General features: G+C 44.0%; 23 protein-coding genes and 2 pseudogenes. 13 read left to right on the top strand and 12 right to left on the bottom strand.

Annotation, left to right across the window (positions count from 1 at the left end; translation table 11 throughout):
* The first annotated feature begins 165 nt into the window (after positions 1 to 165).
* Positions 166 to 396 (top strand): glutaredoxin family protein, encoded by a 231-nt coding sequence (locus WJM94_RS01475; protein WP_444492466.1) that lies wholly within the window; start codon positions 166 to 168, stop codon positions 394 to 396.
* Between the two features lie 32 nt (positions 397 to 428).
* Here WJM94_RS01475 and WJM94_RS01470 read toward each other — a convergent pair whose 3' ends face one another.
* Positions 429 to 1,298, bottom strand: coding sequence for a LysR family transcriptional regulator (locus WJM94_RS01470; protein ID WP_444492991.1), 870 nt, complete (start codon positions 1,296 to 1,298; stop codon positions 429 to 431).
* A 111-nt stretch (positions 1,299 to 1,409) separates the two neighbouring features.
* On the opposite strand from WJM94_RS01470, the gene WJM94_RS01465 reads away from it, so the two are divergent.
* The 3 genes from WJM94_RS01465 to WJM94_RS01455 all read left to right on the top strand — a co-directional run bounded on the left by WJM94_RS01465 (position 1,410) and on the right by WJM94_RS01455 (position 4,139).
* Positions 1,410 to 2,633, top strand: coding sequence for an MFS transporter (locus WJM94_RS01465; protein WP_444492465.1), 1,224 nt, complete (start codon positions 1,410 to 1,412; stop codon positions 2,631 to 2,633).
* A gap of 47 nt (positions 2,634 to 2,680) precedes the next feature.
* Positions 2,681 to 3,262 (top strand): DUF1415 domain-containing protein, encoded by a 582-nt coding sequence (locus tag WJM94_RS01460; protein ID WP_444492464.1) that lies wholly within the window; start codon positions 2,681 to 2,683, stop codon positions 3,260 to 3,262.
* A 301-nt stretch (positions 3,263 to 3,563) separates the two neighbouring features.
* Positions 3,564 to 4,139: a nucleoside triphosphate pyrophosphohydrolase family protein gene (locus tag WJM94_RS01455; protein ID WP_444492463.1), complete on the top strand. Its 576-nt coding sequence runs from the start codon at positions 3,564 to 3,566 to the stop codon at positions 4,137 to 4,139.
* A gap of 310 nt (positions 4,140 to 4,449) precedes the next feature.
* Here the strand turns inward: WJM94_RS01455 and btuD are convergent, their stop codons facing one another.
* The 9 genes from btuD to WJM94_RS01410 form a co-directional block, all read right to left on the bottom strand.
* The gene (gene btuD / locus WJM94_RS01450; RefSeq protein ID WP_444492462.1) at positions 4,450 to 5,217 is read right to left on the bottom strand and encodes a vitamin B12 ABC transporter ATP-binding protein BtuD; all 768 of its coding nucleotides are present in this window, start codon (positions 5,215 to 5,217) and stop codon (positions 4,450 to 4,452) included.
* Positions 5,204 to 6,199 (bottom strand): vitamin B12 ABC transporter permease BtuC, encoded by a 996-nt coding sequence (btuC, locus tag WJM94_RS01445; protein ID WP_444492461.1) that lies wholly within the window; start codon positions 6,197 to 6,199, stop codon positions 5,204 to 5,206. Before btuC ends, btuD begins: the two co-directional genes overlap by 14 nt.
* A 111-nt stretch (positions 6,200 to 6,310) precedes the next feature.
* Positions 6,311 to 7,339 carry a succinylglutamate desuccinylase gene (locus WJM94_RS01440; protein WP_444492460.1) on the bottom strand — a complete coding sequence of 343 codons (1,029 nt, stop codon included), beginning with the start codon at positions 7,337 to 7,339 and terminating at the stop codon, positions 6,311 to 6,313.
* Positions 7,340 to 7,602: 263 nt separating this feature from the next.
* Positions 7,603 to 9,408 (bottom strand): M3 family oligoendopeptidase, encoded by a 1,806-nt coding sequence (locus WJM94_RS01435; protein ID WP_444492459.1) that lies wholly within the window; start codon positions 9,406 to 9,408, stop codon positions 7,603 to 7,605.
* Between the two features lie 89 nt (positions 9,409 to 9,497).
* On the bottom strand, positions 9,498 to 10,115 hold the full coding sequence (gene cobC, locus WJM94_RS01430) for an alpha-ribazole phosphatase (protein ID WP_444492458.1): 618 nt from the start codon (positions 10,113 to 10,115) through the stop codon (positions 9,498 to 9,500).
* Between the two features lie 11 nt (positions 10,116 to 10,126).
* Positions 10,127 to 10,660, bottom strand: a complete 534-nt coding sequence (cobU, locus tag WJM94_RS01425; protein ID WP_444492457.1) for a bifunctional adenosylcobinamide kinase/adenosylcobinamide-phosphate guanylyltransferase — start codon at positions 10,658 to 10,660, stop codon at positions 10,127 to 10,129.
* A complete protein-coding gene (locus tag WJM94_RS01420) occupies positions 10,657 to 11,457 on the bottom strand; it encodes an adenosylcobinamide-GDP ribazoletransferase (RefSeq protein WP_444492456.1) in 801 nt (266 codons plus the stop codon). The genes cobU and WJM94_RS01420 overlap by 4 nt, the downstream gene beginning before the upstream one ends.
* On the bottom strand, positions 11,457 to 12,500 hold the full coding sequence (gene cobT / locus WJM94_RS01415) for a nicotinate-nucleotide--dimethylbenzimidazole phosphoribosyltransferase (RefSeq protein WP_444492455.1): 1,044 nt from the start codon (positions 12,498 to 12,500) through the stop codon (positions 11,457 to 11,459). Before cobT ends, WJM94_RS01420 begins: the two co-directional genes overlap by 1 nt.
* Positions 12,501 to 12,518: 18 nt before the next feature.
* On the bottom strand, positions 12,519 to 13,130 hold the full coding sequence (locus WJM94_RS01410) for a flavin reductase family protein (RefSeq protein ID WP_444492454.1): 612 nt from the start codon (positions 13,128 to 13,130) through the stop codon (positions 12,519 to 12,521).
* Between the two features lie 253 nt (positions 13,131 to 13,383).
* Between WJM94_RS01410 and WJM94_RS01405 the strand changes: the two genes are divergently transcribed.
* Positions 13,384 to 14,076, top strand: a complete 693-nt coding sequence (locus WJM94_RS01405; protein ID WP_444492453.1) for an NAD(P)H-binding protein — start codon at positions 13,384 to 13,386, stop codon at positions 14,074 to 14,076.
* A gap of 189 nt (positions 14,077 to 14,265) precedes the next feature.
* Complete coding sequence (locus tag WJM94_RS01400; protein ID WP_444492452.1) at positions 14,266 to 15,645, top strand: L-cystine transporter; 1,380 nt, start codon at positions 14,266 to 14,268, stop codon at positions 15,643 to 15,645.
* A 274-nt stretch (positions 15,646 to 15,919) separates the two neighbouring features.
* Here WJM94_RS01400 and WJM94_RS01395 read toward each other — a convergent pair whose 3' ends face one another.
* Positions 15,920 to 16,069, bottom strand: coding sequence for a hypothetical protein (locus WJM94_RS01395; RefSeq protein ID WP_444492451.1), 150 nt, complete (start codon positions 16,067 to 16,069; stop codon positions 15,920 to 15,922).
* Between the two features lie 120 nt (positions 16,070 to 16,189).
* Here WJM94_RS01395 and WJM94_RS01390 point away from each other — a divergent pair.
* The 4 genes and pseudogenes from WJM94_RS01390 to WJM94_RS01375 all read left to right on the top strand — a co-directional run.
* Positions 16,190 to 16,474: pseudogene (locus WJM94_RS01390) on the top strand (PAAR domain-containing protein); the annotation flags it as partial.
* Positions 16,475 to 17,349: 875 nt separating this feature from the next.
* Positions 17,350 to 17,859 (top strand): hypothetical protein, encoded by a 510-nt coding sequence (locus tag WJM94_RS01385; RefSeq protein WP_444492450.1) that lies wholly within the window; start codon positions 17,350 to 17,352, stop codon positions 17,857 to 17,859.
* Between the two features lie 240 nt (positions 17,860 to 18,099).
* On the top strand, positions 18,100 to 18,339 hold the full coding sequence (locus WJM94_RS01380; protein ID WP_444492449.1) for an RNA recognition motif domain-containing protein: 240 nt from the start codon (positions 18,100 to 18,102) through the stop codon (positions 18,337 to 18,339).
* A 148-nt stretch (positions 18,340 to 18,487) separates the two neighbouring features.
* Entirely contained in the window at positions 18,488 to 18,820 is a 333-nt protein-coding gene (locus WJM94_RS01375; RefSeq protein WP_444492448.1) for a PBPRA1643 family SWIM/SEC-C metal-binding motif protein, read from the top strand.
* 146 nt (positions 18,821 to 18,966) lie between these two features.
* On the opposite strand, the gene WJM94_RS01370 is transcribed toward WJM94_RS01375, so the two are convergent.
* Positions 18,967 to 19,440 (bottom strand): DUF1456 family protein, encoded by a 474-nt coding sequence (locus WJM94_RS01370; RefSeq protein WP_444492447.1) that lies wholly within the window; start codon positions 19,438 to 19,440, stop codon positions 18,967 to 18,969.
* Positions 19,441 to 20,106: 666 nt separating this feature from the next.
* Here WJM94_RS01370 and WJM94_RS01365 point away from each other — a divergent pair.
* The 3 genes and pseudogenes from WJM94_RS01365 to WJM94_RS01355 all read left to right on the top strand — a co-directional run bounded on the left by WJM94_RS01365 (position 20,107) and on the right by WJM94_RS01355 (position 22,079).
* Positions 20,107 to 21,297 (top strand): hypothetical protein, encoded by a 1,191-nt coding sequence (locus WJM94_RS01365; protein WP_444492446.1) that lies wholly within the window; start codon positions 20,107 to 20,109, stop codon positions 21,295 to 21,297.
* 335 nt (positions 21,298 to 21,632) lie between these two features.
* A pseudogene (locus WJM94_RS01360) lies at positions 21,633 to 21,749 on the top strand (nucleoid-associated protein); the annotation flags it as partial.
* A gap of 24 nt (positions 21,750 to 21,773) precedes the next feature.
* Positions 21,774 to 22,079 carry a helix-turn-helix transcriptional regulator gene (locus tag WJM94_RS01355; RefSeq protein WP_444492445.1) on the top strand — a complete coding sequence of 102 codons (306 nt, stop codon included), beginning with the start codon at positions 21,774 to 21,776 and terminating at the stop codon, positions 22,077 to 22,079.
* The last annotated feature ends 21 nt before the right edge of the window (positions 22,080 to 22,100 follow it).

Here is a 22,100-nt window from a genome sequence, read left to right as displayed (position 1 = left end):
AGTCTGCTATGACAAAGGAAAGTCGCTAAATATACCTGAGATATAAGATACTTTCACCCTAGCTTTACCCCTTACCTTAACCATCCCTTACTCATAGCTTTCACCTTTCATTTCTCGCCAAAGGTCGTTAAACTTCGCATCCCAAAGATAATCGAGAGAAATTCAATGAAACGTGTCGTTCTTTACATCAAAGACAAATGCCCCCACTGCAAAGATGCTCAACGTTATCTGGATTCGAAAAACATCACTTACCGCCTGTGCAACGCGAAAATGCAGCGAGGCCGTAAAGAGCTGGATGCACTAGGTGCGCGCTCAATCCCGGTACTTAAGATTGGTGACCGAGTCATGATTGGCTGGAACCCAAAGAACTTTGAAAAAATGTACAAAGACGGCTAACTTCGTCCTCTATTATTTCCGCGCTCGGTTATTTATAAGTAACGCTTAACGAAATCGATAAACGTTCTGTCGGCAATCGATAAATAGCCTTCTTTCCGCCAAGCTAACGCGAGATCGAGCGTTACCGGCGGGTTAAACGGAATGCCTACCACTTCTTTTTCATTCTGAGTGACCAGTTCTAGTAACGCCGTAATCGCAAACTCGTGCTTTACGATACTAAGGATTAACGGTAATAAGTTGGTTTCAAACGAAGACTTCATGGTAAAACCGTGCTCTGCACTGACATGATCTAAAAACTCTCGATGGAAGTAGCCACGTTGAAACATCACCAATTCATGCTCAAAAAACTCATCGAACGTGAGTGATTCGCGCTGAGCCAACTCATGCTCTGGCGCAACAACAGCTACCATCTGGTTCGTAAACAGGTGATCGGTTTCAAGATCGTCGGGCACATTGTCGCAACTGATCACACCAATATCTAACTGCCCGTTAAGCAGCATATTTCTCACTGATTGTGTACCTGCTTCCACCAACGTGAGTTTCAAATCCGGAAACTGACTTTTAAAAGCCATGACGATACGTGGGAAAAAATAACTCCCCATCATCGAAGGCGTGCCTAAACGCACCTCACCTTTCGCCAAACCTTTCAGTTCGTTAATCGCAAGCTGTGCATCGTGTAATTGCTGAATCACACGTTTTGCGTGCACCAGCAAGGTTTCGCCCTCTTGTGTCAGACTGATTTTCTTATCTTCACGACGAAAAAGCGTTACACCCAACGATTGCTCGAATTTTTTAATAGAGATGCTTAAGGCAGGCTGAGCTATGTTCAGCACCTTAGCTGCATGGGTGATATTGCCTTGCTCTGCAACCGCAAGGAAATGTTTAAGTTGCTTCGATTCCACTAGATCAAAAATATATGACATCCATATTTTTAATATATTTTTTTAATTCAAAATTAGCTGATAAATTGATCACAGTTTCTTTTATTTGCGCTCGCGCATCAGGCAGGACACATGGTCATCTTCGGCACGCCAGAATACAAACGAATTACGCTCTCTCTAGCGTTGGGTTCATTTTTGGTATTCTCAAATTTATATCTTTTACAGCCAATGTTGCCGACCTTTGCTCAGCTGTTTGCCATTTCTGAAACACAAGTTAACTGGTTATTTGCAGCATCCACGCTGGCACTCTCTTTCAGCCTTGTGCCGATGGCAGTACTGTCTGAATCTATCGGACGAAAACCGGTTATGATGGCTGGCTTATTCGCCATTCCTGCGCTTTCTGCACTGATGCTGCTTGGTGATTCATTCCTGTTTTTAGTGGTCTGTCGCGCCCTTATTGGTGTTGCCTTGGCGGCTTTTGCTGCCGTTGCCGTCGCCTATATGGCAGAAGAACTCGACAAACATGCGTTCTCTATGGCGATAGGCACCTACATCGCGGCTAATTCTTTAGGTGGTATTGCAGGCCGTATTAGTGGCGGACTGCTGGCTGACAACTTCAGTGTTGATGTCGCCATTGAAGCCATTATGGTAGTGACACTAGTGGGTGTTATCTCTGTTTACTATTTACTGCCAAAACAGCGTAACTTCACCCCGTCTTCAAATGGGTTAAGACAACAAAACCGCGCTATCATTGGCCACTTCAGAAACCAACGAGTATGGTTCGCGATGTTGATTGGTGGTCTAAATTTCGCGTTATTCGTCAATCTGTATTCAGTAATGGGCTTCAGACTGGTTAGTGAACCACACAACATTCCTGTCGGCTTGGCGTCGCTTATCTTTATCTGCTATTTGGGCGGTACTTTCTCATCCCGTTGTGCAGGTCACTGGAGTAAACGTTACTCATCGATTCTTGGGATGTTCTTAGGCGCAATTATTAGTCTGAGCGGTATGTGGATTGCGGCAATTGAGAGTGTTGGTGCGATGCTCTTTGGTTTATTACTGATCAGCTTTGGAGCCTTTTTCACCCATACCTTGGCGTACGGCTGGGTGGGTCAAAAAGCGACAAATGCGAAAGCGACTGCAACAGCTCTTTACCTTGTGCATTACTATGTGGGCGGAAGTCTTGGTGGGTTCTTGCTTCTTTACTGCTGGCAGCATGGCGGATGGTCAACAGTACTTGTTGGCGGCAGTGCATTATACCTAGCCATGTTTAGTGCGATTGCTTATCTAAAACGCATTACGCAGACAAACGATGCAAAGGAAAGTGAAAAGATAACGGGATTGAGAAGAAGTTAATATCTCTGCTATGCTTGCGCCACTTTCAAAAAGATTTAAAAAATCGTATGTCAACGCGCTCAACACCAGAAACTCAAAACACAGATATAAACGCAATCAGCCAACAAGTTGATCAGTGGCTGAATGACGTCGTTATCGGACTGAATTTATGCCCGTTTGCGGCTAAACCACAACGTAACAAACAGATTAAAATCTTCGTTAGTGAAGCATCGCAAGAAGAGGCCTTACTGGAAGACATTTTGTTGCAGCTGATCGAGTTAAGCCAATCAGAGCCAGAAAAACTGGAAACAACGTTAGTAGTTGTACCAAATATGCTCGACGATTTCTGGGACTACAACCTGTTCATTGATTGGGTGGAAGGCTTAATCAAGCAGCAAGATTGGGAAGGCATTTTCCAGGTGGCGACGTTCCATCCGGATTACTGTTTTGGTGGTGCAGAACCAGAAGACGACGAGAATCTGACTAACCGTTCTCCTTATCCTATCTTCCACCTTATTCGTGAAGAGAGCATGGAAAAGGTGTTGAAACACTACCCTGCTCCTGAGTCAATCCCAGATACCAACATCGCTCGTGTTTCTGCCCTTTCAGAGGAAGAACGCAAAAAGCTGTTCCCGTATCTGTTCAGATAAAAACGAACTTATTTAGATAGAACCAAACGACTCCCCAATCCCGAGAGGCAGATTTGTAAGCAGTTAGAATCTGATCGCTTGGGGATTAAAGTGCGGTTTGTTATTATACCAATGCCAGTGATTTAATTATCAGAGAATTTCGCAGGAAAAATCGCTCAGAGCAAGGAAGAATTTGCAGTAACTAGTGGTGCTAATTATAAAAATTCTAACGCAGCTATCAGCGATTTTAACCAGCAAGAATGATGAGATAATCGCTGGAATTGGTATTACTACTGCTTCAATCGATTCAATGGAAAACAGAATGCAACTGTCAAAGCTAACCCAAGAGATTTTTGATCACCTATACCGTGACATCACCGAATTCCGTAGCACGTTCGACCTTCCAGTCGCAGACCAAGCTAGCCTGGATGCACAAGCGGATACGCTACACACTTCTTTGGCGATCGAAGAGCTTACAGAGCTAGCAGAAGCAGATTGTAAAACAGAACAAGCAGACGCAATCGTAGACAGCGTTTACGTTCTGATGGGGCGTCTTGTTCACCTTGGTAACAGCAAAGTGGAAGACAATTTGGCGATCAGCTACCTGATTGACCTGCTACTAAACGTTGCGAAAAACCGTGGTATCGACTTTATCCCTTGCTGGGACGAAGTGCATTCAAGCAACATGAGCAAAGTGTGCCGCAACGAAAAAGAGTACACAGAAACAGAAGCGTTTTATGCGGAGCAAGGCATTAAACTGATGGCGGTACATCAGGGTGAGTACATCATCGCTAAATGTGCTGAAGACTTTGTAGCCGAAGGCAAAACCGTTCGTAAGGGCAAAGTGCTAAAATCGGTTTACTACCGTCCGGCTGACCTTAAGCCTCTGACGCAATAAACCGTTACGGTTAGATAGAATCAAAAACGGGATGGGTTATTTGATCACTTTTCAATGTATAGATTGATAAGCGTTCTATTTTCACCCATCACCGTCATTCCGAGGAGCTTAAGCGACATCAGGAATCTCCTAACGGCAAGCTCGTAGTAGATTCTGAATCACGCGCCTTCATCGTAAATCAACATCTACTTTCCAAGCGCTTTGTTGCTAGAACCACGCTTAAAACTCCTTTGCACGCTTATATTAGATTCCTAGTCTCGCTATGGCTCGCTGGAATGACAGTAATAGTTTTAGGTTAAAAATCAATAGACTATTCGAAAAGTAAATAAGGTTTTTCCTCAACCATTATCCTTCTCACCTGAGTATTAAACACCTCTCCTAATCCCTCTTCCGTTAACACATCTTCAGCTTTGCCTGATGAGTGAAGCACGCCATTACTAAGCAACAGCACCTTATCTGCATGTCTTAGAGTTCGGTTTAGATCATGGTTAGCCACCAAAACACCAATACCTTGACCAGCGACTTCTGCGATAAGTTGATATAGCAAGCCCTCTTGTGCAATATCTAACGGTGCAGCAGGCTCATCCAAAATCATTAACTGTGAGTATGGATTAATAGTTCGCCAGACTTGTAAACACACACCGGCGAGTCGGACACGTTGCCACTCACCGCCAGAAAGTGTCTGGATACTACGATGCAACTTATCCTCCAACTGAACCAGTTTAATGACCTCATTGACCGCATCTCGCACTTTGCTGTCTGTAATCTTCACCCCGATTGGTAAAGATAACGCCAGATACTGGAATACGTCGACGTTAAATACCGGTCTGGATTGCTGACATAAATAGCCTCTTATGTAAGCTTGCTCAGATAATGGCATATCGAGTAAATCGCCATTATTGACGCTGACCTCACCGCTCACGGAATCTTGACTGGAAAGTGTGCCGGAAATCGCTGCGAGTAACGTACTTTTACCAGAGCCGTTCGGACCAACCACATGCACTATTTCGCCGGCATTACATTCAAACGAAAGTGGCAATAATCGATTACCGACCGCGATGTGCTTAACGTGCATCATGACTCTTTACCAACATCCAAATGAAAATAGGAGCGCCAATCGACGTGGTCATGACGCCTAATGGCAGTTCAGCCGAATCGAGTAACAATCTTGCACCAATATCCGCAAAGACCAATAACGCTGCGCCTGTTATCGCAGACAAAGGCAACAAGTAACGGTTCTCGGTACCAAACGCTAAACGCAGTAGATGAGGGACAACCAAGCCAACAAAGCTGATAATGCCTCCGAGAGCGACGGAACCGCCAACAAGAATGGAAATCGCCAGTATCAACTTCCAGCGCATCTGATGGACATCAATACCAAGCTGAGTGGCATGGATTTCCCCAAGCATAAGCTTATCGAGAGGCTTGCCCTTACAGCATAACCAAATCAATACAGGCAGCATCACCAAAGTCACTGAATGCTGGTACCAACTCGCCCCTCCAATGCTTCCCATCAGCCAATACATTAACTGGCGAAGGCTTAGATCATCACTGAAGTAAAATGCCCAGGTAACGATCGCACTGGAGAAAATACCCAACGCGACACCGACAAGAAGTAAGCGCGCCGTTGTCAGGTGCATCACTCTCGCGATAGAGACCAAAATTAAGGTGAATAACATGGAACCTGCAATGGCTGCCAGCATAAAGATCATCGGCGTTGGCATCGCGGGAATAGCAAACATCGCCAATACCATCGCAAGGCTGGCACCACCGGAAATACCAAGCACGCCAGGCTCTGCGAGTACGTTTCCTAACAGTACTTGCAGCGTAGCACCAGAGACGGCAAGTGCGGCACCAATGATAGCTGCGGATAGCAATCTTGGTAGACGCAGATCCAATAGCAATTTTTGCTCAAATGCAGAAAGCGATTGAAAAGGAGAAAGGAAAACCTCTCCGACCATCAGGTGTATGGCAGAGAGTAATATGAGCACGGCGGACATAATCAAGAGATTACGCTGCCAGCGTCGCTCCTTGTTCAGGATAAGTTGTTGAAAATCCATAATAGCCGATAAAAACAAACGAGGCCTAACCTTACAGTTAAGCCTCGGTAAATTGCAACGAATTCGAATCGTTATACGTAAATAACCCTACTATCGTATGAAAGCTCCGCTTTAATCGTAGACTAATTCGCCGTCTTCAAAGCGGGTTTTGACTTCGCACACCATTAAAGCCGCGCGCTGACCGACAGCAACGTTGCGGTTGGGAAATACAATCGCTTCGTTATCGTTCTTAGCCATCAGTGGCTTGTCACCATCGTGGCCGAAAACTTCACCGTGGACAAAGGATGTAAAGTTTTCAACGTTGTCATCAAACATAAAGTCGAAGTCATCGTGTAAACGTACAATTGTACGGCTGACGCGATATTTAATACACGGCTTCGGCAGGTGCTCTGCTGTCGTACCTGAGACTAAATTGCGCAGTGCCAAATCAAAAGCTGTTAGCTTATCAAGATCGTTTTCACCGATTCGGGCAACACGTCCAAGTTCCATTGTCAGTGCTTGAGCGCTAAAGTTTTCTGCACTGTACCAACTAAATGTACTTGCCGGAGAGTTTGAAAGCAGAACCGCTTCAATGTGACCACTATCCAAAAAGTCCATTAATGCTTGGCTACGAACCGGATGTCGGGTCTTTGGACTTACTGCAAATGTGTAGTGTTTGGAACCACGAATTGCACAGTGTAAGTCAAGATGCCAGCGCGTCTCCGGGTCTGTACCCTTAAAGAAGTCAAGAACGTGCAACTTCAATAAATCTGCAATAACCAGTTCTTTGGTTTGCGCGTGTTCCTTTTCATCGAACAATCGATTGAGGTTTTCCTCAAGAAAACGCGTGTGCGCCAACGTTGACTCTGGATGAGCAATGATGAATAGACAACGTGCATCGACCTTCATGAAACCGGACTCAATGTCTTTTATCATTGAGTCTACCAGTTCCATCGGTGCAGTTTCGTCGCCGTGAATACCAGTTGAGATGATGATGTTTTTCGTCTCCTGAGTATAATTCTCAGGAACCACTTCTAGCACACCACGCTGATAGAGTTTTAGTATCACTCCATTAGATAAAGCCAGCTCTGCTGGTTGAACATCAATATGCATATCTAACGTATCAGCTAAAAACGATTGGCGAAAAAAAGACTTCGTCATGCGTTACTCCTTAATTGCACGGCGGACATGTTAATAAATTGTACAAAGGATTTTTGTTGCTGCGATCCCACTTATGAGTAGAAATCGACGTTTTAATTGAAAATCCTATACCGTTTCGCGCCATACACTCAAACCAAGCAATAAACCGGTTATATATTAATCAATTACAAACTGTTAAGGCTGTGAACTTTAACACAGCCGTAATTAAGTTCATTATGATTTCACGAAATTTTTGCTTGTGAAACGTATAATGCTTGAAAACGTTACGCGTCCTGACTTCGCTGGGTTAATAAACGTTCAAACTCCTCAACTTTGTCCCGAACCAAAGCAACACTCTGCTGCCAAAAATCAGGTTTTGTCAGATCCATTGATAAGTGCTTTTCAACGACCTCTTCTGCGGTCATGTTACCCGTATCGCGAAGCAAGTTAATGTAATCGGTGTAAAAATCTTCACCCTTTGATTCACGCTGAGCGTAAATGCCCTTACTAAATAGAAATCCGAACAGATATGGGTAGTTGTAAAAGCTCACACCAGAGATTGCGAAGTGTAATTTGCTCGCCCAAAAATAAGGGTCAGCTTCACTCATCACATTGCCGTACCAATCTTTCCAGGTTTCGGACATCAAATCACAGAAATCTTGGGCAGTGAGTTCACCACTCTGACGACGCTCATAAAATGCTTTTTCAAATTCGTAACGAACCGGAATATTAATCATCAGGGCAAGCGCAGAAGACAACTCCTCCCATAACATTTCCAACTTGTCATCGACACTTTCAGCTTTTGAAATCAAATGATCTCGAACGATATTTTCTGCAAAGATCGAAGCGGTTTCCGCCAGAGTCATTGGGTAATACGTCTGACAAAGCGGCAAATCACGGATAACCCAGTTATGGAAAGCATGACCTAATTCATGTGCCAGTGTCATCAAATCAGACCGACTGCCGCTCCAGGTCATAAATACCAATGGAGTACGTGTTGCCGGTAACTTAGTACAGTACGCGCCTAAGCGTTTATTGGCATTTGGTTTCGCGTCAATCCAGCCGTTTTTGACCATCATTCGAACGAACTCTGACATGTCTGGGTTAACCGTTTCAAACGCTTCACAAATCACATCAATGGCTTCGTCAAAATCATAAACCTTGGCTTCTCCACTTAATGCTGGCATTGCAGCAAGGTGGTTCCACGGTTTCATTTCATCCAAACCGTGCACTTGTGCCATCAGTAAACCCGATTGCTGACCAATATCGCGACTCTCTTTTGCCACTTTCATCATCGCATCTAAGGTTTCAGCTTGAATACGACTACCGTGTAAACTCGGGTCTAAGAAGTGGACATCACGCTTAGTCGAGCGTTTTTTGTTTTCTGTAAGACGCCAACCAGCGAGCGCATTGAGGATTGCAGCAAATGACTCTTGATGAACTGCCATCGCTTTCTGAACTCCGCGCCACGCCGCTTCTTGTCGGTTAAATTCAGAACCATAAAGAATACTGGCGGCTTGGGAAAAACCGAGTTCTTCACTGCTGCCATCCGGGTAATCCAGTGTCACTTTTAGCGAACCAGTCAGGTTGTCGTACAATTTCCCCCATGCCGACTTACCATCAACGCTCATCGCCGCTAACAGTTTTTCTTCTGCGGTGCTCAGGCGAGTGTCAGCCAGCTTTCTCAAGTTCAAAATAGAGAATGCTTGCCCGCTGATATCTGGATTTCCATGGTCTAACACACGCGCGATAAATTCATCATCCGCATGCGTCAACGTAAGTTCAAACGCACTGAATGCCTGAGATAATTCCGAGAAAACACGTGTCATGCGACCTAACAACGCTTTCGCTTCTGCGTTTGTCGCATCGACTGATGAATAACAATTCGCAAAGTTTGAAATAGTGCCAGCCAATCGACTTGCCGCTTCCTTGGTCAAAATTGCGTTTTGCATCACTTCGACATTTTGGCAATCCAGAGACTGCTTATTGAGAAGATCAATACATTGCTCAACCAAAGCAATGTCATCTTGAATTCGCTGATCAGCGAGATCCTGATATGCGATGGATAAGTCCCAACTTGGAGTGGTCATTTATCTTTCCTTTCTTTTGTAATTTGGCCAATTCTTCCCCCTGCTAAAATCGCTTGGGATAATGAAATTGGCCTCTTCCGTGACTTGTACTATCTCGGCTCAATCAATGGCACACCTATCGAACGAACGGAGGCATAGATTTGATCATCAATAGTTATTGTTATATGTGTGACCGACGTATTCCCAATGGCTAATGTTGAGTACCAACGCGGGTTTCGCCAATCTACGCCCAATACCTGAGCGAGAATCATTCTAATGACGCCACCATGCGTGACAATTAACAAGTTGTCATTGATATCATTAATGATTTGAGACCAAGCACTACTTACGCGCTGCGAAAATGCGTTAAGGCTCTCAGCATTTGGTAGCGTATGTTGTGCGGGCGATTGCCAGAAAGACTCAAGCTTTTTCCACTTGTCACCCAGCATATCGAACGGCACACCATCGAAGTCGCCAAAAGCCATTTCTTTCAGCTCAGTATTCTCTATCACAGGTAACATTTGCTGTTCGGCAATGATTTGCGCTACATCACTGCATCGTGAAAGTGGCGAAGTAATAATACCGCCGACCTCTCGCCCCTGCTCTTTCCATGCTTGTGCGATATGTTGTTGCTCTGACTCTTTTACTTTTAAATCAGACTGGCCATGCAGCCCGGGAGCGGCATCAACTTTGCCGTGACGCATGAGATAGATATTGAGCGTTTTCATGATGTTATGCCCTATTCTTTAAGTACAAGTGGTAAGCCTGCCGCGACAAATGTGACTTGCTGACAAACTTGCGCAAGTTGTTGATTCATACGTCCGGCGTTGTCGACGAAATAGCGGCTTATTGCACCGAGTGGCACAATGCCCATTCCGACCTCATTCGAAACAAAAATCAACGTTGCTTGTGAGTCGGACACCACTTCTACCAGTTTATGAATTTGTGCTTCTAACTTTTCATTTGAGCATTCATCACCCAACTCGAAAATCCAGTTGTTCAGCCACAGTGTCAGGCAATCAATCAGAACAACATCATCGTGATTAAAGCTTAATAACAAATCAGGAAGATGCAGCGGACATTCGTGCTCATGCCAACCTTCCCCACGCTGCTTTTGGTGATGATAAATGCGTTCTCGCATCTCATCATCGAACGGCAAGGCTGTCGCGACGTAGTGCAAAGAAGCGCGAGGAACGGCAGCGAACTGCTTCGCTGTTTGTTCTGCTAACTTCGATTTTCCGGAGCGTGCTCCACCTAATATTAGTTGCTTCATGATGTGTGATAAAAGGCGATGAGAGTAAGATAAACCAGCAATTCTGATAACTGCTGAGCGGCCCCTAAACAATCGCCGGTAAAACCGCCAATCCTCTTGGTGAGCCAACGTTTAAAGCCAAAGCGAAATATCGCCAAGACCAGTGCAATAACCGCAGCCTGCGCAATGCCGAGAAACAACGTAACAACGCCACCGGTAAACAGCAGGATCGCCACTTCTAAAGACGACTGCTTATTGGCAAGTGGTTTACTTTTTGAGGTATCACGGTCGCTCACGTACGGCATGTCATAGATAAGCGTAGCGGCTAAAGCACGGCTGACTGTGTATGCGACCACAATCATCAGCAAAAATTGTGGCTCATGTGCCAACTCGCCCCAAAAGACGAACTTTGCCAACAGCGCCATAACCAAAGTCGCAGCGCCATAAGTACCGATACGACTGTCTTTCATGATAGACAACCGCCTCTCGACTGTCATTCCACCGCCGATGCCATCCGCCATATCAGTCAGACCGTCTTCATGAAAAGCACCAGTCAGCAGCAGACTAAATGCCATAGTCAATACGATCGCAACAGAAGCAGGAAATACCAAGCTCAAAAGCCAAAAAAGACCACCACACAGCAGCCCTAAAACGACACCAACCAGAGCGAAGTAGCGCCCGGCCTGATTCATGCGAGTTTCACTATAAGGCAAGCTTGCAGGAACAGGTAAACGGCTAAAGAAGCTCACCGCTAACAGGAAAAGCTCCCATTGATAACGCCACTTACCTGTGTTTGCATCGTATGGTCTCTCTGACACTAAACGGTTACTCCCGCACTCTCAAAACTCGCCATTTTGTTGTAGAACTGTGCTGCCGCTTTCACTAATGGCAGAGCCAGTGCCGCACCTGTTCCCTCACCCAAGCGAAGGCCAAGATCGAGCAAAGGCTCGGCTTTTAAATATTCCAGTACGAACTTATGCCCGGATTCTTCAGAACGATGTGCAAATAACATGAAATCACGAGCCTCTTCATCAAGCAGTGTTGCAACATAGGCAGCCACAGAGACAATAAAGCCATCGACTAATACTGGCGTCTTTAGACGTTTTGCCTCGAGAAATGCACCAACCATCTGTACGATTTCAAACCCGCCTACTTGAGCCAGCACTTCTTTAGTATTCAGTTTATTGCAACGAGCCGCACCTTGAGCAACGGCTTTAATCTTACGGTTCAACTGTTCTTGATTGATGCCAGTGCCCAGTCCGACACAGTGGTCAACCTCAAGTGGGCTGAGTGCGGTTAACAAAGCTGATGCCGAGCTGGTATTACCAATCCCCATCTCACCAAACATGATTAGATTGGAGCCAGACAAAATGGCTTGTTCTGCCACTTTCGCACCATATTCCAGACCAAGCGCCACTTGCTCTAAAGACATCGCAGTTTGCTTGGCAAAATTCGCGGTGCCATTGCCCAAACGTTTTTCTATCAAGTTAGGATGCGCTTTAAACTCAGGCACGAGAGTCTCTATCGGAGACAACATGCCGCAGTCAATGACTTTGAATTGGATTTGGTTGAGATCGCAAAAACAGTTGATCGCAGCCCCACCAGCTAAAAAGTTGGCGACCATTTGCTGTGTCACTGAGCTAGGCGCAATGCTAACACCCTCTTCCGCGACACCATGATCACCAGCAAATACCAGCATCGTTGGCTGGCGAATTGTGATTTGTTCGACTGCAGAATCTTGGTCTTGGCTTTGTATCAGTGCCAATTCCAGAGCGACTTTTTCTAAAAGCCCTAACGAGCCAACGGGTTTCGTTTTATTGTCTATGCGCGCTTGGATATCAGCAGCGAAGGTGCGGTCCATGTATTTAGTTCCTTTTATTTATTGGGGACGGGCAATAGAGAAAGTCTTATCGAGTGTAGCGAACTCGCTTCCACCTAAACGAGAAAGAGGATCAACGGCCAACGCATCTACTTTCAGCCTGTCGCCTTGCATTGAAATGACTTTCTCATCGACATAAATGTGTTCAATTTCAGCAAAAATTAAGCTCTGAGGCGTTTCACCCATCTCGATGACCTCATGCAATTTACAGCCAAATGCGATCGGCGCGTCTTTTAACCTTGGTAGCTCAAAGCCACTGAAATCAACAGTTTCTAAATTTGTCAGAGTTAATTCTGATTGGCCATGCTTTAAAGTCGCAGAGGAATCCGAGACCTTTTGCGCCAGTTCACTGGAAGCAATATGAATGACCAGCTTTCCTGTCTCTAATACGTTACGAGCCGTGTCCTTTACATCGCCATTAGGCTTTTTGCCGATGGACAACATCAGCAACGGAGGACGACTGGAAACAGCAGTGAAATATGAAAAAGGCGCCAGGTTGTAATTTTCTTCGCCAGAGTCCGTCAGCACCCAGGCAATTGGGCGAGGAATAACGGTTTGGGTCATTAGATGATACACCTGCGTCGGAGCGAGTGTGCTTAGGTCTACATTCATTTTTCTTCCTTGATTTGCACTATCGCAAATTCAAACGACAAAGAGTAATAGTGTACCTTTCTCCCGAGCTAAATCACCCATTTTCTCTTTATGGTTAAAAACTTAGCGCTTGATAACCAAACTTAAGACACGTATGTTGCTTTTCTGCATATTGATAGACGTTTCACTTCCAAGTCCTTGACGAAAAGCAAGATTAAGCAATTTTGATCATCTACAATTAGTTGGGCGCTTGTTGTCAGATAGGAGAAGGAAAATGAGTAACAATACCTGTGTAATCATTGCCGGAGCAACGGGGTTGGTTGGCAGCAAAGTGATTACACTCCTTGTTTCCCAAACGGGTATCCATACCTTATATTCACTTTCCAGACGCCCGCTTAGCAACATCTCCGATCCAGAAAACAAAATAGTTCCGATGATAGATGCGGATCTATCTATATTGAATTGGGATGAACAGCAATCGACACCTGAAATCGGCTTTATCTGTTTGGGAACCACACTTAAACAAGCTGGCAGCAAAGAAAATTTGCGAAAGGTTGATGTCGAACTCGTAACGAATGTCGCGCGACAAATGAAAATGGTTGGCGTGAAGCGATTAGCTGTCGTCTCCAGCCTAGGTGCAAATAGTAAATCTTCCTCTCATTACCTTGCGTGCAAAGGTCAGATGGAAGAGAACATCGAACAAATGGGATTTGAAGAAGTGGTCTTTGTTCGTCCTGGTCCACTTGTCGGTCAGCGCGTCCAGCCAAGAACCGACGAAAAAATCGTTCAGAGTGTATTCAAGGTTATTCGCCCTTTCATGCTGGGAAAATTGGCGAACTTTGTACCCATTGATGCTGAAGACGTCGCTAAGGCCATGATTTATCAAGTGTTCAGTTATCAAGAAGATCCGGTGGTTTATTTGCAACGAAGAGAAATCCTCGATCTACTGCAACATTACGACCATTAGAAGTGTGCAATATTTACACGAAAGTAATATTTATTGAGATTTTTATCACATTCTAATATTCGTTTTAGTTCTATCTAATATCTGTTTTTCATTTTAAAAGTTATATATTGAAAGATATCTTACCGCTCCTCAATATAACCTCATATAAAAATACTCAGCATTTTAGCCCTGAGTAATAAAGGTAAGATTATGAATTTTGCAGTAATTGCCTCTCTAGCAGTATTTGTAGGCATATTGTTCTTTCTTTTTAGCCAGCAACAGAAACAAAACACCCTTTCTCGTCTCGTTTTAATTGGTCTTGTCACTGGTTCACTTTTTGGTCTTGCGCTTCAACTGATCCACGGCGAAGGTAGCAGTGTAATATCTGAAACCCTTTCATGGGTTGCCATTGTTGGAAGCGGCTATGTCGGCCTTCTGAAAATGGTGATCATGCCACTTGTTTTAGTATCGATGATTTCTGCGGTAGTGAAACTGGAAAAAGGCGGCTCGCTGGGCAAGATTTCTGGTCTGACTATTTCAGTCCTGCTTATCACAACAGCGATTTCTGCTTTGATCGGTATTCTGGTAACGACTGCATTTGGTTTGTCGGCAGAAGGCCTGACTGAAGGCGCTCGCGAAACCGCTCGTATCGCGGTATTGGAAAGCCGTGCTGGATCGGTAAGCGATCTCACTATTCCACAGATGTTGGTTAGCTTTATTCCAACTAACCCATTTGCAGACCTAACCGGTGCACGCTCAACCTCTATTATTGCGGTTGTCATCTTCGGTGTTCTGACTGGTATTGCAGCACGTAAAGTAATGGCAGAAAAAGCAGAATTGGAATCACCAATTCGCACTTTCGTTGAAGCGGCACAATCTATCGTAATGCGCTTAGTTAAGATGATCATGGCGCTAACACCTTACGGCATCGCAGCGCTGATGACCAAAGTAGTAGCGACATCAAGCGCAGCAGATATTCTAAATCTATTAGGCTTTATTGTGGCGTCATACATCGCGATTGCATTGATGTTTGTTGTACACGGTATTCTTGTTTCTTTTGTTGGCGTTAGCCCGGCAGAATACTTTAAGAAAATTTGGCCTGTACTGACGTTTGCGTTCACATCACGTAGCTCAGCAGCAACGATTCCTCTGAACGTAGAAGCGCAAATCACTAAGCTAAACGTACCACCAGCAATCGCTAACCTTTCTGCATCATTTGGTGCGACGATTGGTCAAAATGGCTGTGCGGGTATTTACCCAGCCATGCTTGCCGTGATGGTTGCGCCAACAATGGGCATTAACCCACTAGAGTTCAATTTCATCCTGTCACTGATTGCGATTATTACCATCAGCTCATTCGGTATCGCGGGTGTAGGTGGCGGTGCAACGTTTGCTGCTCTGATTGTACTTCCGGCAATGGGCTTACCAGTAACAATCGCAGCACTGCTTATCTCTATCGAACCATTAATCGATATGGCGCGTACTGCACTAAACGTTTCAGGCTCTATGACGGCAGGTACCATCACTAGCCGCCTGTTGAAATCGACGACTACTGAAGGTGAAGTAACGCTAGAAGAGAAAAAAGCGTAACCAGCAAATTGCTCTCTAAGCCGTTCAGCAAAATCAATCAAGCCGATGGGTAACCATCGGCTTTTTTAGTTTCTCAATCTCTTACCTTTCATCACCTTAGAGCGTCTTATACTCCGACCCAGAATTTATTTGGAGCCAAGGATCAAACAGGTCACGGGAAAGATTTCACGCTAGCACAGCTAAATGCAGGGTAAAAACAACACCCCACTGAAACAACCGAACAAACCACATCCACAAAGACGATAAAATGAATGAACATCAACGCCAAGCATGATTACACCGCTATTTCGATCAGCTTCGCCCTTTTCGATTTTGGATAATAAAGAGGTGTGCCCGGGAACTGAAACGACTTTGCTAACCAAGCCACTGCGCCGTAAACATAAAACTCAACTTTAAATTGAGAATGCCAAGCATTGCGACTCATTCTTATTACTTATAAATGCTCATATTAGGTGAAGTGACTCCAAATCTTACTCCCATAACAGAATATCGTTGCCTTATCAGGATTAACATATGCAACTTAAATTATATAACGGGAGTCACTATGGGAAAGCCGGCAGCCACTCTGAGATCTATGCACATATGCCCCAAAGTCACCGCTAAAGTTCCGCATATAGGCGGGCCTGTGGTCGTAGGATCACCCACAGTAAAAGTTGGTGGCTTGCCAGCCGCTCGTAAGGGCGACCGCCTTATATGTGTCGGTCCACCTGATTCCATAAACCAAGGTTCTGGCTCTGTATTTATTAACGGTAAGCCTGCTGCCCGTATGGGGGATTCAACCAGTCACGGGGGTAAAATCGTGATTGGTAATCCAACGGTATTGATTGGTGAGAAGTATCGTGCCGATAAGCAACCACCACCGAAAACCTATACAGAAGCAAGAAAACGATTATCAGAAGCCAAACCCTACGTTGACGCGGCCCGAGAAGGTGGCGCTGCTTTGCCTGGCTCTCCTTACACCACATCAGACAAGAGAGAAATTGTTAAAAAAGGGCTAGATGAACCGCTACTGTTTCGCATCATCGAGTCCGAACACAGCAAAGATACTGGCTACATTGGTTACAAACCCGCGGGTGTTACCAAACTAAAATACTGGACAACAACATTTACTCAGGCGGAGCACGGAGATACTGACCCAGAAGCCATCTGCAATGCCGTGGGGATTGAATATAAGCCCGACTGCGAATACACCATACTGTTAATTGATCACAAAAAAGCCGATGACATAGGCGACATGCACAGTTTTATCCCGACATACGAGAGAATAACCAAATTTACTGAGTCTGAATTAGCCAGCGAATTTGAAGACAACCCTGAGTTAATCACACCCTGCCTAACACCGGAGTACAGTCGTTACTATGAACAGGTAGCAGTTTCGTCGAAAAAAGATGGGATTGAAGTGAGCGACAAAGATCAATTTAGAGAATACTGCCAGGAACTTGGCTTTACGCCTAGCCAAGCAAAAACGTTGGCGGTAAGAAATCAGATAAAACAAGGTTTAGGAGCAAACGAACATTTTCTTGGTAACGGTTTGACAAAAGATTTAGATGTCACCTATGAGGTAACGCCTTTTGGCGATATAGATGATGAGCTGGAATATGGCCCTCCTGAGACCTTTACATGGGATAAAAACCCTCAAACTCTTGGAAAGCTAGAAAAAGAGGGAGCCATTATGAGAATAGATATCGGAAAAGGAGCCGAAAGATGAAACAGTTCAAAGACATTGACCCACTATCTGTTGCACGACACCCTAACCTGATTGCAACGCTACCTGACAATAAACAACCAACGAAGACCTTTTACTTTTTGTTGGTTGACGATCATATCATTATTTGTAATGCGACGTACTTTACTAATAAAAGAACAGGTAAAAGTAAGTGGCTCCATTATCAATTAGAGTTTCCTAAACATGGCTTACGGTGGTTTTTAGACACCTTAGAAGACAAGTTTTTCAAAACTGCGGCCGAAGGCGGTTTGGCTAAAGGTACGTTTAACTGCGAAGGTCTTGTGGATGGAGAGCGATTAAAACTAAGACGTGCCTTTGATGCTGATGGTAATGGTAACGGTGGCTACGCATTTATTAATTTAGATCGTATTGATGACTATATTGGATTAGCCAAATCTTACACATTTACCGATACTCTCCTGTTTCAACACGGCATGATCGACGTGATGAAAGATATCGCTAACAAAATAGATTTGGGGCAACTTTAGTTCACACGCGCTTTCGAGTACTCACCTCTTGCTCTAAGTGATTTGCCCCCGAGAACTAATCCAAAACTTCATTAGTAATGTTTGTCAAACTACCGCTGTTTCGTGCCGTTCTTGTTGTTGCTGCAAACTCAGAAGGAGTCGGGTGAACCAGAGCTGAGTTGGTGATTATCATTGTAATTTGCTTGGCTTGTTACCAATTAACTGACACACTTAGCAGGCATTTTATATTAGGCAATCATTATGAAACTTCTAGTTCGCAATTTAGAGCGAAAAATTACTGAGCATGAAATCCGTGTTCTATTCTCAACGTACGGTACAGTAACAGAGTGCAACTTAGTGTTAGACCAAGAAACTGGCCTATCAAAAGGCTTCGCTTTTGTTGAAATGCCTGATGAGACAGAAGCAAAAGCAGCTGTTGAAAACCTAAACCTTTCAACTGTAGCTAAGAGCAAAATCAGAGTTAAATACGCTCAAAACTAAACTCTCTGAGAGCCAGTAAACCATTTAGATTACTGGCTCTATGTCAAACCTGCCAAATTGCACATAATACTGCTAATTTAGCTTTATCATTTAAACGCTACACGTATAATCCACGCTCATTTTTACTCAATTAGAAAAGAGTACCAGCATGTCCAAACTGTTTTTCAAAGGTCGAATCGACGCTCGACAAAACCATGTAATTTCCGGCTATAACGTCAATCGAAATGTTAAGGTTGGCAGTGAAGAGGCTCCAATTTTTATTACAGTGCCGACTGAACAACGCAAAACAGAGATCGAAGAGATTGTTAAGCAGCATTCAATTTTCGCGAACATCACTGTAGATGAAAGCCAAGCAGAAAATACCGTTGAACTTGACACTTTACTAAGTAAACCAAAGACAACTGTATTTGAGAAAACGCCGAACAGAAACGATCCATGTAGCTGTGGAAGCGGTAAAAAATACAAGAAGTGCTGCGCTTAAATCGAAAACCCCGACCACAAACGGCGGTATAAGCCACATTAGGGTGTGAGTAACGCTACCATCCAATCTAAACCACTGCCGATAGACACAAAACCCAACCTTGACCTGAAAATGCCAAGCGTTGGGCGTCACTCAAAAAAGCTTTGTTATGATTCGTTACTACTTGGACGCAACTGATGCTGGAGACCTAGTAAAAAGTTTCTAAGAACTTGATCTTTGCATTCTCTGTAATGCTTATTCTCAGGCTTGCGGAAAAATGCACTGAGTTCATGTTTACTTAAACGAAAATCTACAAGTTGCAGAATCTCTAAAATGTCTTCAGCTTTTAAGTTCAAAGCAATACGTAGCTTTTGGAACACAATATTATTACTTAATTTCTCTTCTGGCTTAGGTTGCTCACCTTCGCGTTTACCACGCTTAAAATTGATAAAACCGTTTAGAAATATAGCTAACTCTTTGTCGCTAAGTTCAGCAAAAGATTCATCGTCTTCTTTTTTCAGCCAGCTAGTAACTTGTTCATCTGTCACTTTAAAGTCTACTAAAGAGAAGATTTCAGTCATTACATTGTCTTTTAAATCAAATGTATAACGTACACGGCGTAAAATATCATTATTCGTCAAAATAGTTCCTAGTCCTAGGTAAATCCAGTGCTATCAACGTGATTACTGGAAGACTTGGATTTTATCAGATTTGGGGGCGACGCCCTACCAAATGAGTCAATTTGAAAAAGAATAATAACGCCGCACTAGGGGGTAGCGACACTGCCCCTGAACCTAAGCAATTACACCGTAAACACAAGACCCAACGCTCAACTGAAAATGCTACTCTCCTTCTCAATCCTCTTCCATCAGTACCAGAATTGTGGCCAGTCAATTTACCAAGCCATCAAGAACAAAATTTTTATCTGATCAGACCACTTAATATGAATCAATAGCCATATTAATTTATGCATCAATATGAACAATGACTTAGGGAGTCTGAGCACTACTTTTTGCTTAATGAACTATTCATTTTTTCTGAAATAATTGATTTTCATTCTTATTTATAATGATCACCAATTTTCTAACTGTCATATACTCAGTACGGCGTTGGTAGGTTAGTCAAGATTAGTTGCCGTAGTCATAAATATAAAATAGAGAAAATATGACAATCTCGGTAAACACTCACGATGACGAATATCCTCTTAAGCCGAGAACACTCTAAGTATAAAAATCAACAAATATATTGTTGATTTGAAGTACATATTTGGTTGTGGACATAATCAACACGTTATGTAAGGAAGAGATATGAAAACTCCCAGATTAACACTGATGTTAGCGGTATTGGCAATTATTAGCAGCTCTCCTTTAGTTGCAGAAGAAAAAGCCACTTCAGTTAATGCAGATGATGTTTTACAAAGTCGAAACTTACTTTTGCAAGAAGTTAATGTAAATAATGGTTTGATTTGTAGTAAAAATGTTGGGTTATTGGGTTCCTATTATTCAACAGACCTTACTACATTTTTAGAGAATCACGGACATACTGTAACTATGGAGACCGCACAAACAATTTCAAATGGTTCGTTAAGTAACTTAGACGTACTTTATATTAATAGAAATGGTGTCCTAGATGCTACCAATCACAGCTCTGAAATTGAAGCATGGGTAAGGAGTGGTGGTAAACTAATTACTGAGTTTGACGCAACAGAGTTACTATTTGATGGTACCTTTGGCTTGTTTAATAACGCAACTAAAGATCTTGATTGGAGTGTTCCTTCAGGTGACGTTCTAGGAGGAAATACGATTAATATCGTAAACTCCTCTCACCCAATAGCCACAGGTTTACCCGCTAGTTTTGTTTCAGGGGATCCAATTGGTGTTTTCAAAGTATATTACGAAGCAGAATTAGATCCAGAACTTGATAGGATAGCTAGATTAGATGGTGATACGAATGAAGATGGCGCTGATGATCTTGTAGTAGCAAGCGCATGTATCGATTCAGGGCAAGTAATACCATTCTTTACTGATTTTGGTGATTGGTCTGAATCGTTCGGTTTGGTAACACCACAAGAGGAAATGCTACTTCTTAATGCAATCTGCGATAAATGTATAACAGAGGTTGCAATAGATATTAAGCCGGGAGGGTATCCTAACAGCATAAACCTCAGCTCTGGCGGAGCTACGCCTGTTGCAATTCTTGGGTCAGAAAGTTTAGATGTTAGTCTTATCGACACAAGCACTCTGGCCTTAGGCACAGCAAGTGTCAAAACAGTGGGTAAATCTGACAAGTTACTTTGTAGTATCGAGGACATTACTGGTAACTATGAATCTGGTCCAGAAGGTATACCAGACGGATTTGATGATCTAGTTTGCCACTTTGTGACGATGGAAATTGCTCCAGATGAGGGAGGAACATCTGCAACCCTTACAGGTAACTTCCTACCAGAAGCTGGCGGCGGTGCATTGATGGGCGTAGACACAGTAAATATCGTCCCATAACAGCAAGTAACGCTGAGCTGGCTGAAACGAAAATGGACAAAGTCTTGTTTGAGTTGGCGGATACGCGCAGGCAGAGCAATTGGCTCTGCCTCTTTGACTTGCCTTTCCAACTAAGCCACCCACTCCTTCTCAATTCTTCCATTAGTGTCAGCATTGCGGCATTGCGTTTGTAGCTAGCCAATCTGCTAAGCCGTCGAGAACGGGATGGTACTGGCGCTTGAAACCCGAGAAGGTACAAACGAAACGACCGAAATTGTGCGTTATCCAGTAACTCCACAAAACCAAAAAACCAACTGGAGACGCCTTCCAGGTAATCCCCACCATGCCGAGTTGTAATTCAGTTCGACCGCCAGCCGCTAAGCGAACGTGTGTTCTACTACCCAGAAACTGACAGGCTAACGATCAAGGGTACACCACCCAATTTACGTGACCAGTTGACCAACGGCCAACATCAACCAATCAAGGAACTCTGTGAAATGAACTATTCTGACTTTAATCAATCACCGATGAACTTCACCTACGCTGCTCCTGCTTTCGTAGCTGAGTCAGCGAAACAAACAGAAAAACCTACCTATGACGCAGAGCGTTACCCAGAATCTTCCAACAAGATCATGTGCCATCAAGAGGTATTGGATTTCTTCAACAAGAAGCGAACCACCATCATCGCCTGGCGCAAGAACCGCAACTTCCCAGAGCCAATTAGCAAATCACCGCTGCGTTGGATACGCGCAGCGGTGATGGAATGGGTAGAGCATGAAGGCGGGTTTAAGGCTGGGGTTTAGGGGGGGTTATTACATACAGTT

It is taken from the genome of Vibrio sp. YIC-376 (assembly GCF_052353105.1).
GTDB lineage: Bacteria > Pseudomonadota > Gammaproteobacteria > Enterobacterales > Vibrionaceae > Vibrio.
Note: the sequence above shows the minus strand (reverse complement) of the source record. Positions and strands in the feature narration are given on the sequence as shown.

Bases quoted from the DNA above. Each gene is read 5' to 3' on its own strand.
- WJM94_RS01475 (WP_444492466.1), top strand. From the start codon at position 166: ATGAAACGTGTCGTTCTTTACATCAAAGACAAATGCCCCCACTGCAAA.
- WJM94_RS01465 (WP_444492465.1), top strand. From the start codon at position 1,410: ATGGTCATCTTCGGCACGCCAGAATACAAACGAATTACGCTCTCTCTA.
- WJM94_RS01460 (WP_444492464.1), top strand. From the start codon at position 2,681: ATGTCAACGCGCTCAACACCAGAAACTCAAAACACAGATATAAACGCA.
- WJM94_RS01455 (WP_444492463.1), top strand. From the start codon at position 3,564: ATGCAACTGTCAAAGCTAACCCAAGAGATTTTTGATCACCTATACCGT.
- btuD (WP_444492462.1), bottom strand. From the start codon at position 5,217: ATGATGCACGTTAAGCACATCGCGGTCGGTAATCGATTATTGCCACTT.
- btuC (WP_444492461.1), bottom strand. From the start codon at position 6,199: ATGGATTTTCAACAACTTATCCTGAACAAGGAGCGACGCTGGCAGCGT.
- WJM94_RS01440 (WP_444492460.1), bottom strand. From the start codon at position 7,339: ATGACGAAGTCTTTTTTTCGCCAATCGTTTTTAGCTGATACGTTAGAT.
- WJM94_RS01435 (WP_444492459.1), bottom strand. From the start codon at position 9,408: ATGACCACTCCAAGTTGGGACTTATCCATCGCATATCAGGATCTCGCT.
- cobC (WP_444492458.1), bottom strand. From the start codon at position 10,115: ATGAAAACGCTCAATATCTATCTCATGCGTCACGGCAAAGTTGATGCC.
- cobU (WP_444492457.1), bottom strand. From the start codon at position 10,660: ATGAAGCAACTAATATTAGGTGGAGCACGCTCCGGAAAATCGAAGTTA.
- cobT (WP_444492455.1), bottom strand. From the start codon at position 12,500: ATGGACCGCACCTTCGCTGCTGATATCCAAGCGCGCATAGACAATAAA.
- WJM94_RS01410 (WP_444492454.1), bottom strand. From the start codon at position 13,130: ATGAATGTAGACCTAAGCACACTCGCTCCGACGCAGGTGTATCATCTA.
- WJM94_RS01405 (WP_444492453.1), top strand. From the start codon at position 13,384: ATGAGTAACAATACCTGTGTAATCATTGCCGGAGCAACGGGGTTGGTT.
- WJM94_RS01400 (WP_444492452.1), top strand. From the start codon at position 14,266: ATGAATTTTGCAGTAATTGCCTCTCTAGCAGTATTTGTAGGCATATTG.
- WJM94_RS01395 (WP_444492451.1), bottom strand. From the start codon at position 16,069: ATGAGTCGCAATGCTTGGCATTCTCAATTTAAAGTTGAGTTTTATGTT.
- WJM94_RS01385 (WP_444492450.1), top strand. From the start codon at position 17,350: ATGAAACAGTTCAAAGACATTGACCCACTATCTGTTGCACGACACCCT.
- WJM94_RS01380 (WP_444492449.1), top strand. From the start codon at position 18,100: ATGAAACTTCTAGTTCGCAATTTAGAGCGAAAAATTACTGAGCATGAA.
- WJM94_RS01375 (WP_444492448.1), top strand. From the start codon at position 18,488: ATGTCCAAACTGTTTTTCAAAGGTCGAATCGACGCTCGACAAAACCAT.
- WJM94_RS01365 (WP_444492446.1), top strand. From the start codon at position 20,107: ATGAAAACTCCCAGATTAACACTGATGTTAGCGGTATTGGCAATTATT.
- WJM94_RS01355 (WP_444492445.1), top strand. From the start codon at position 21,774: ATGAACTATTCTGACTTTAATCAATCACCGATGAACTTCACCTACGCT.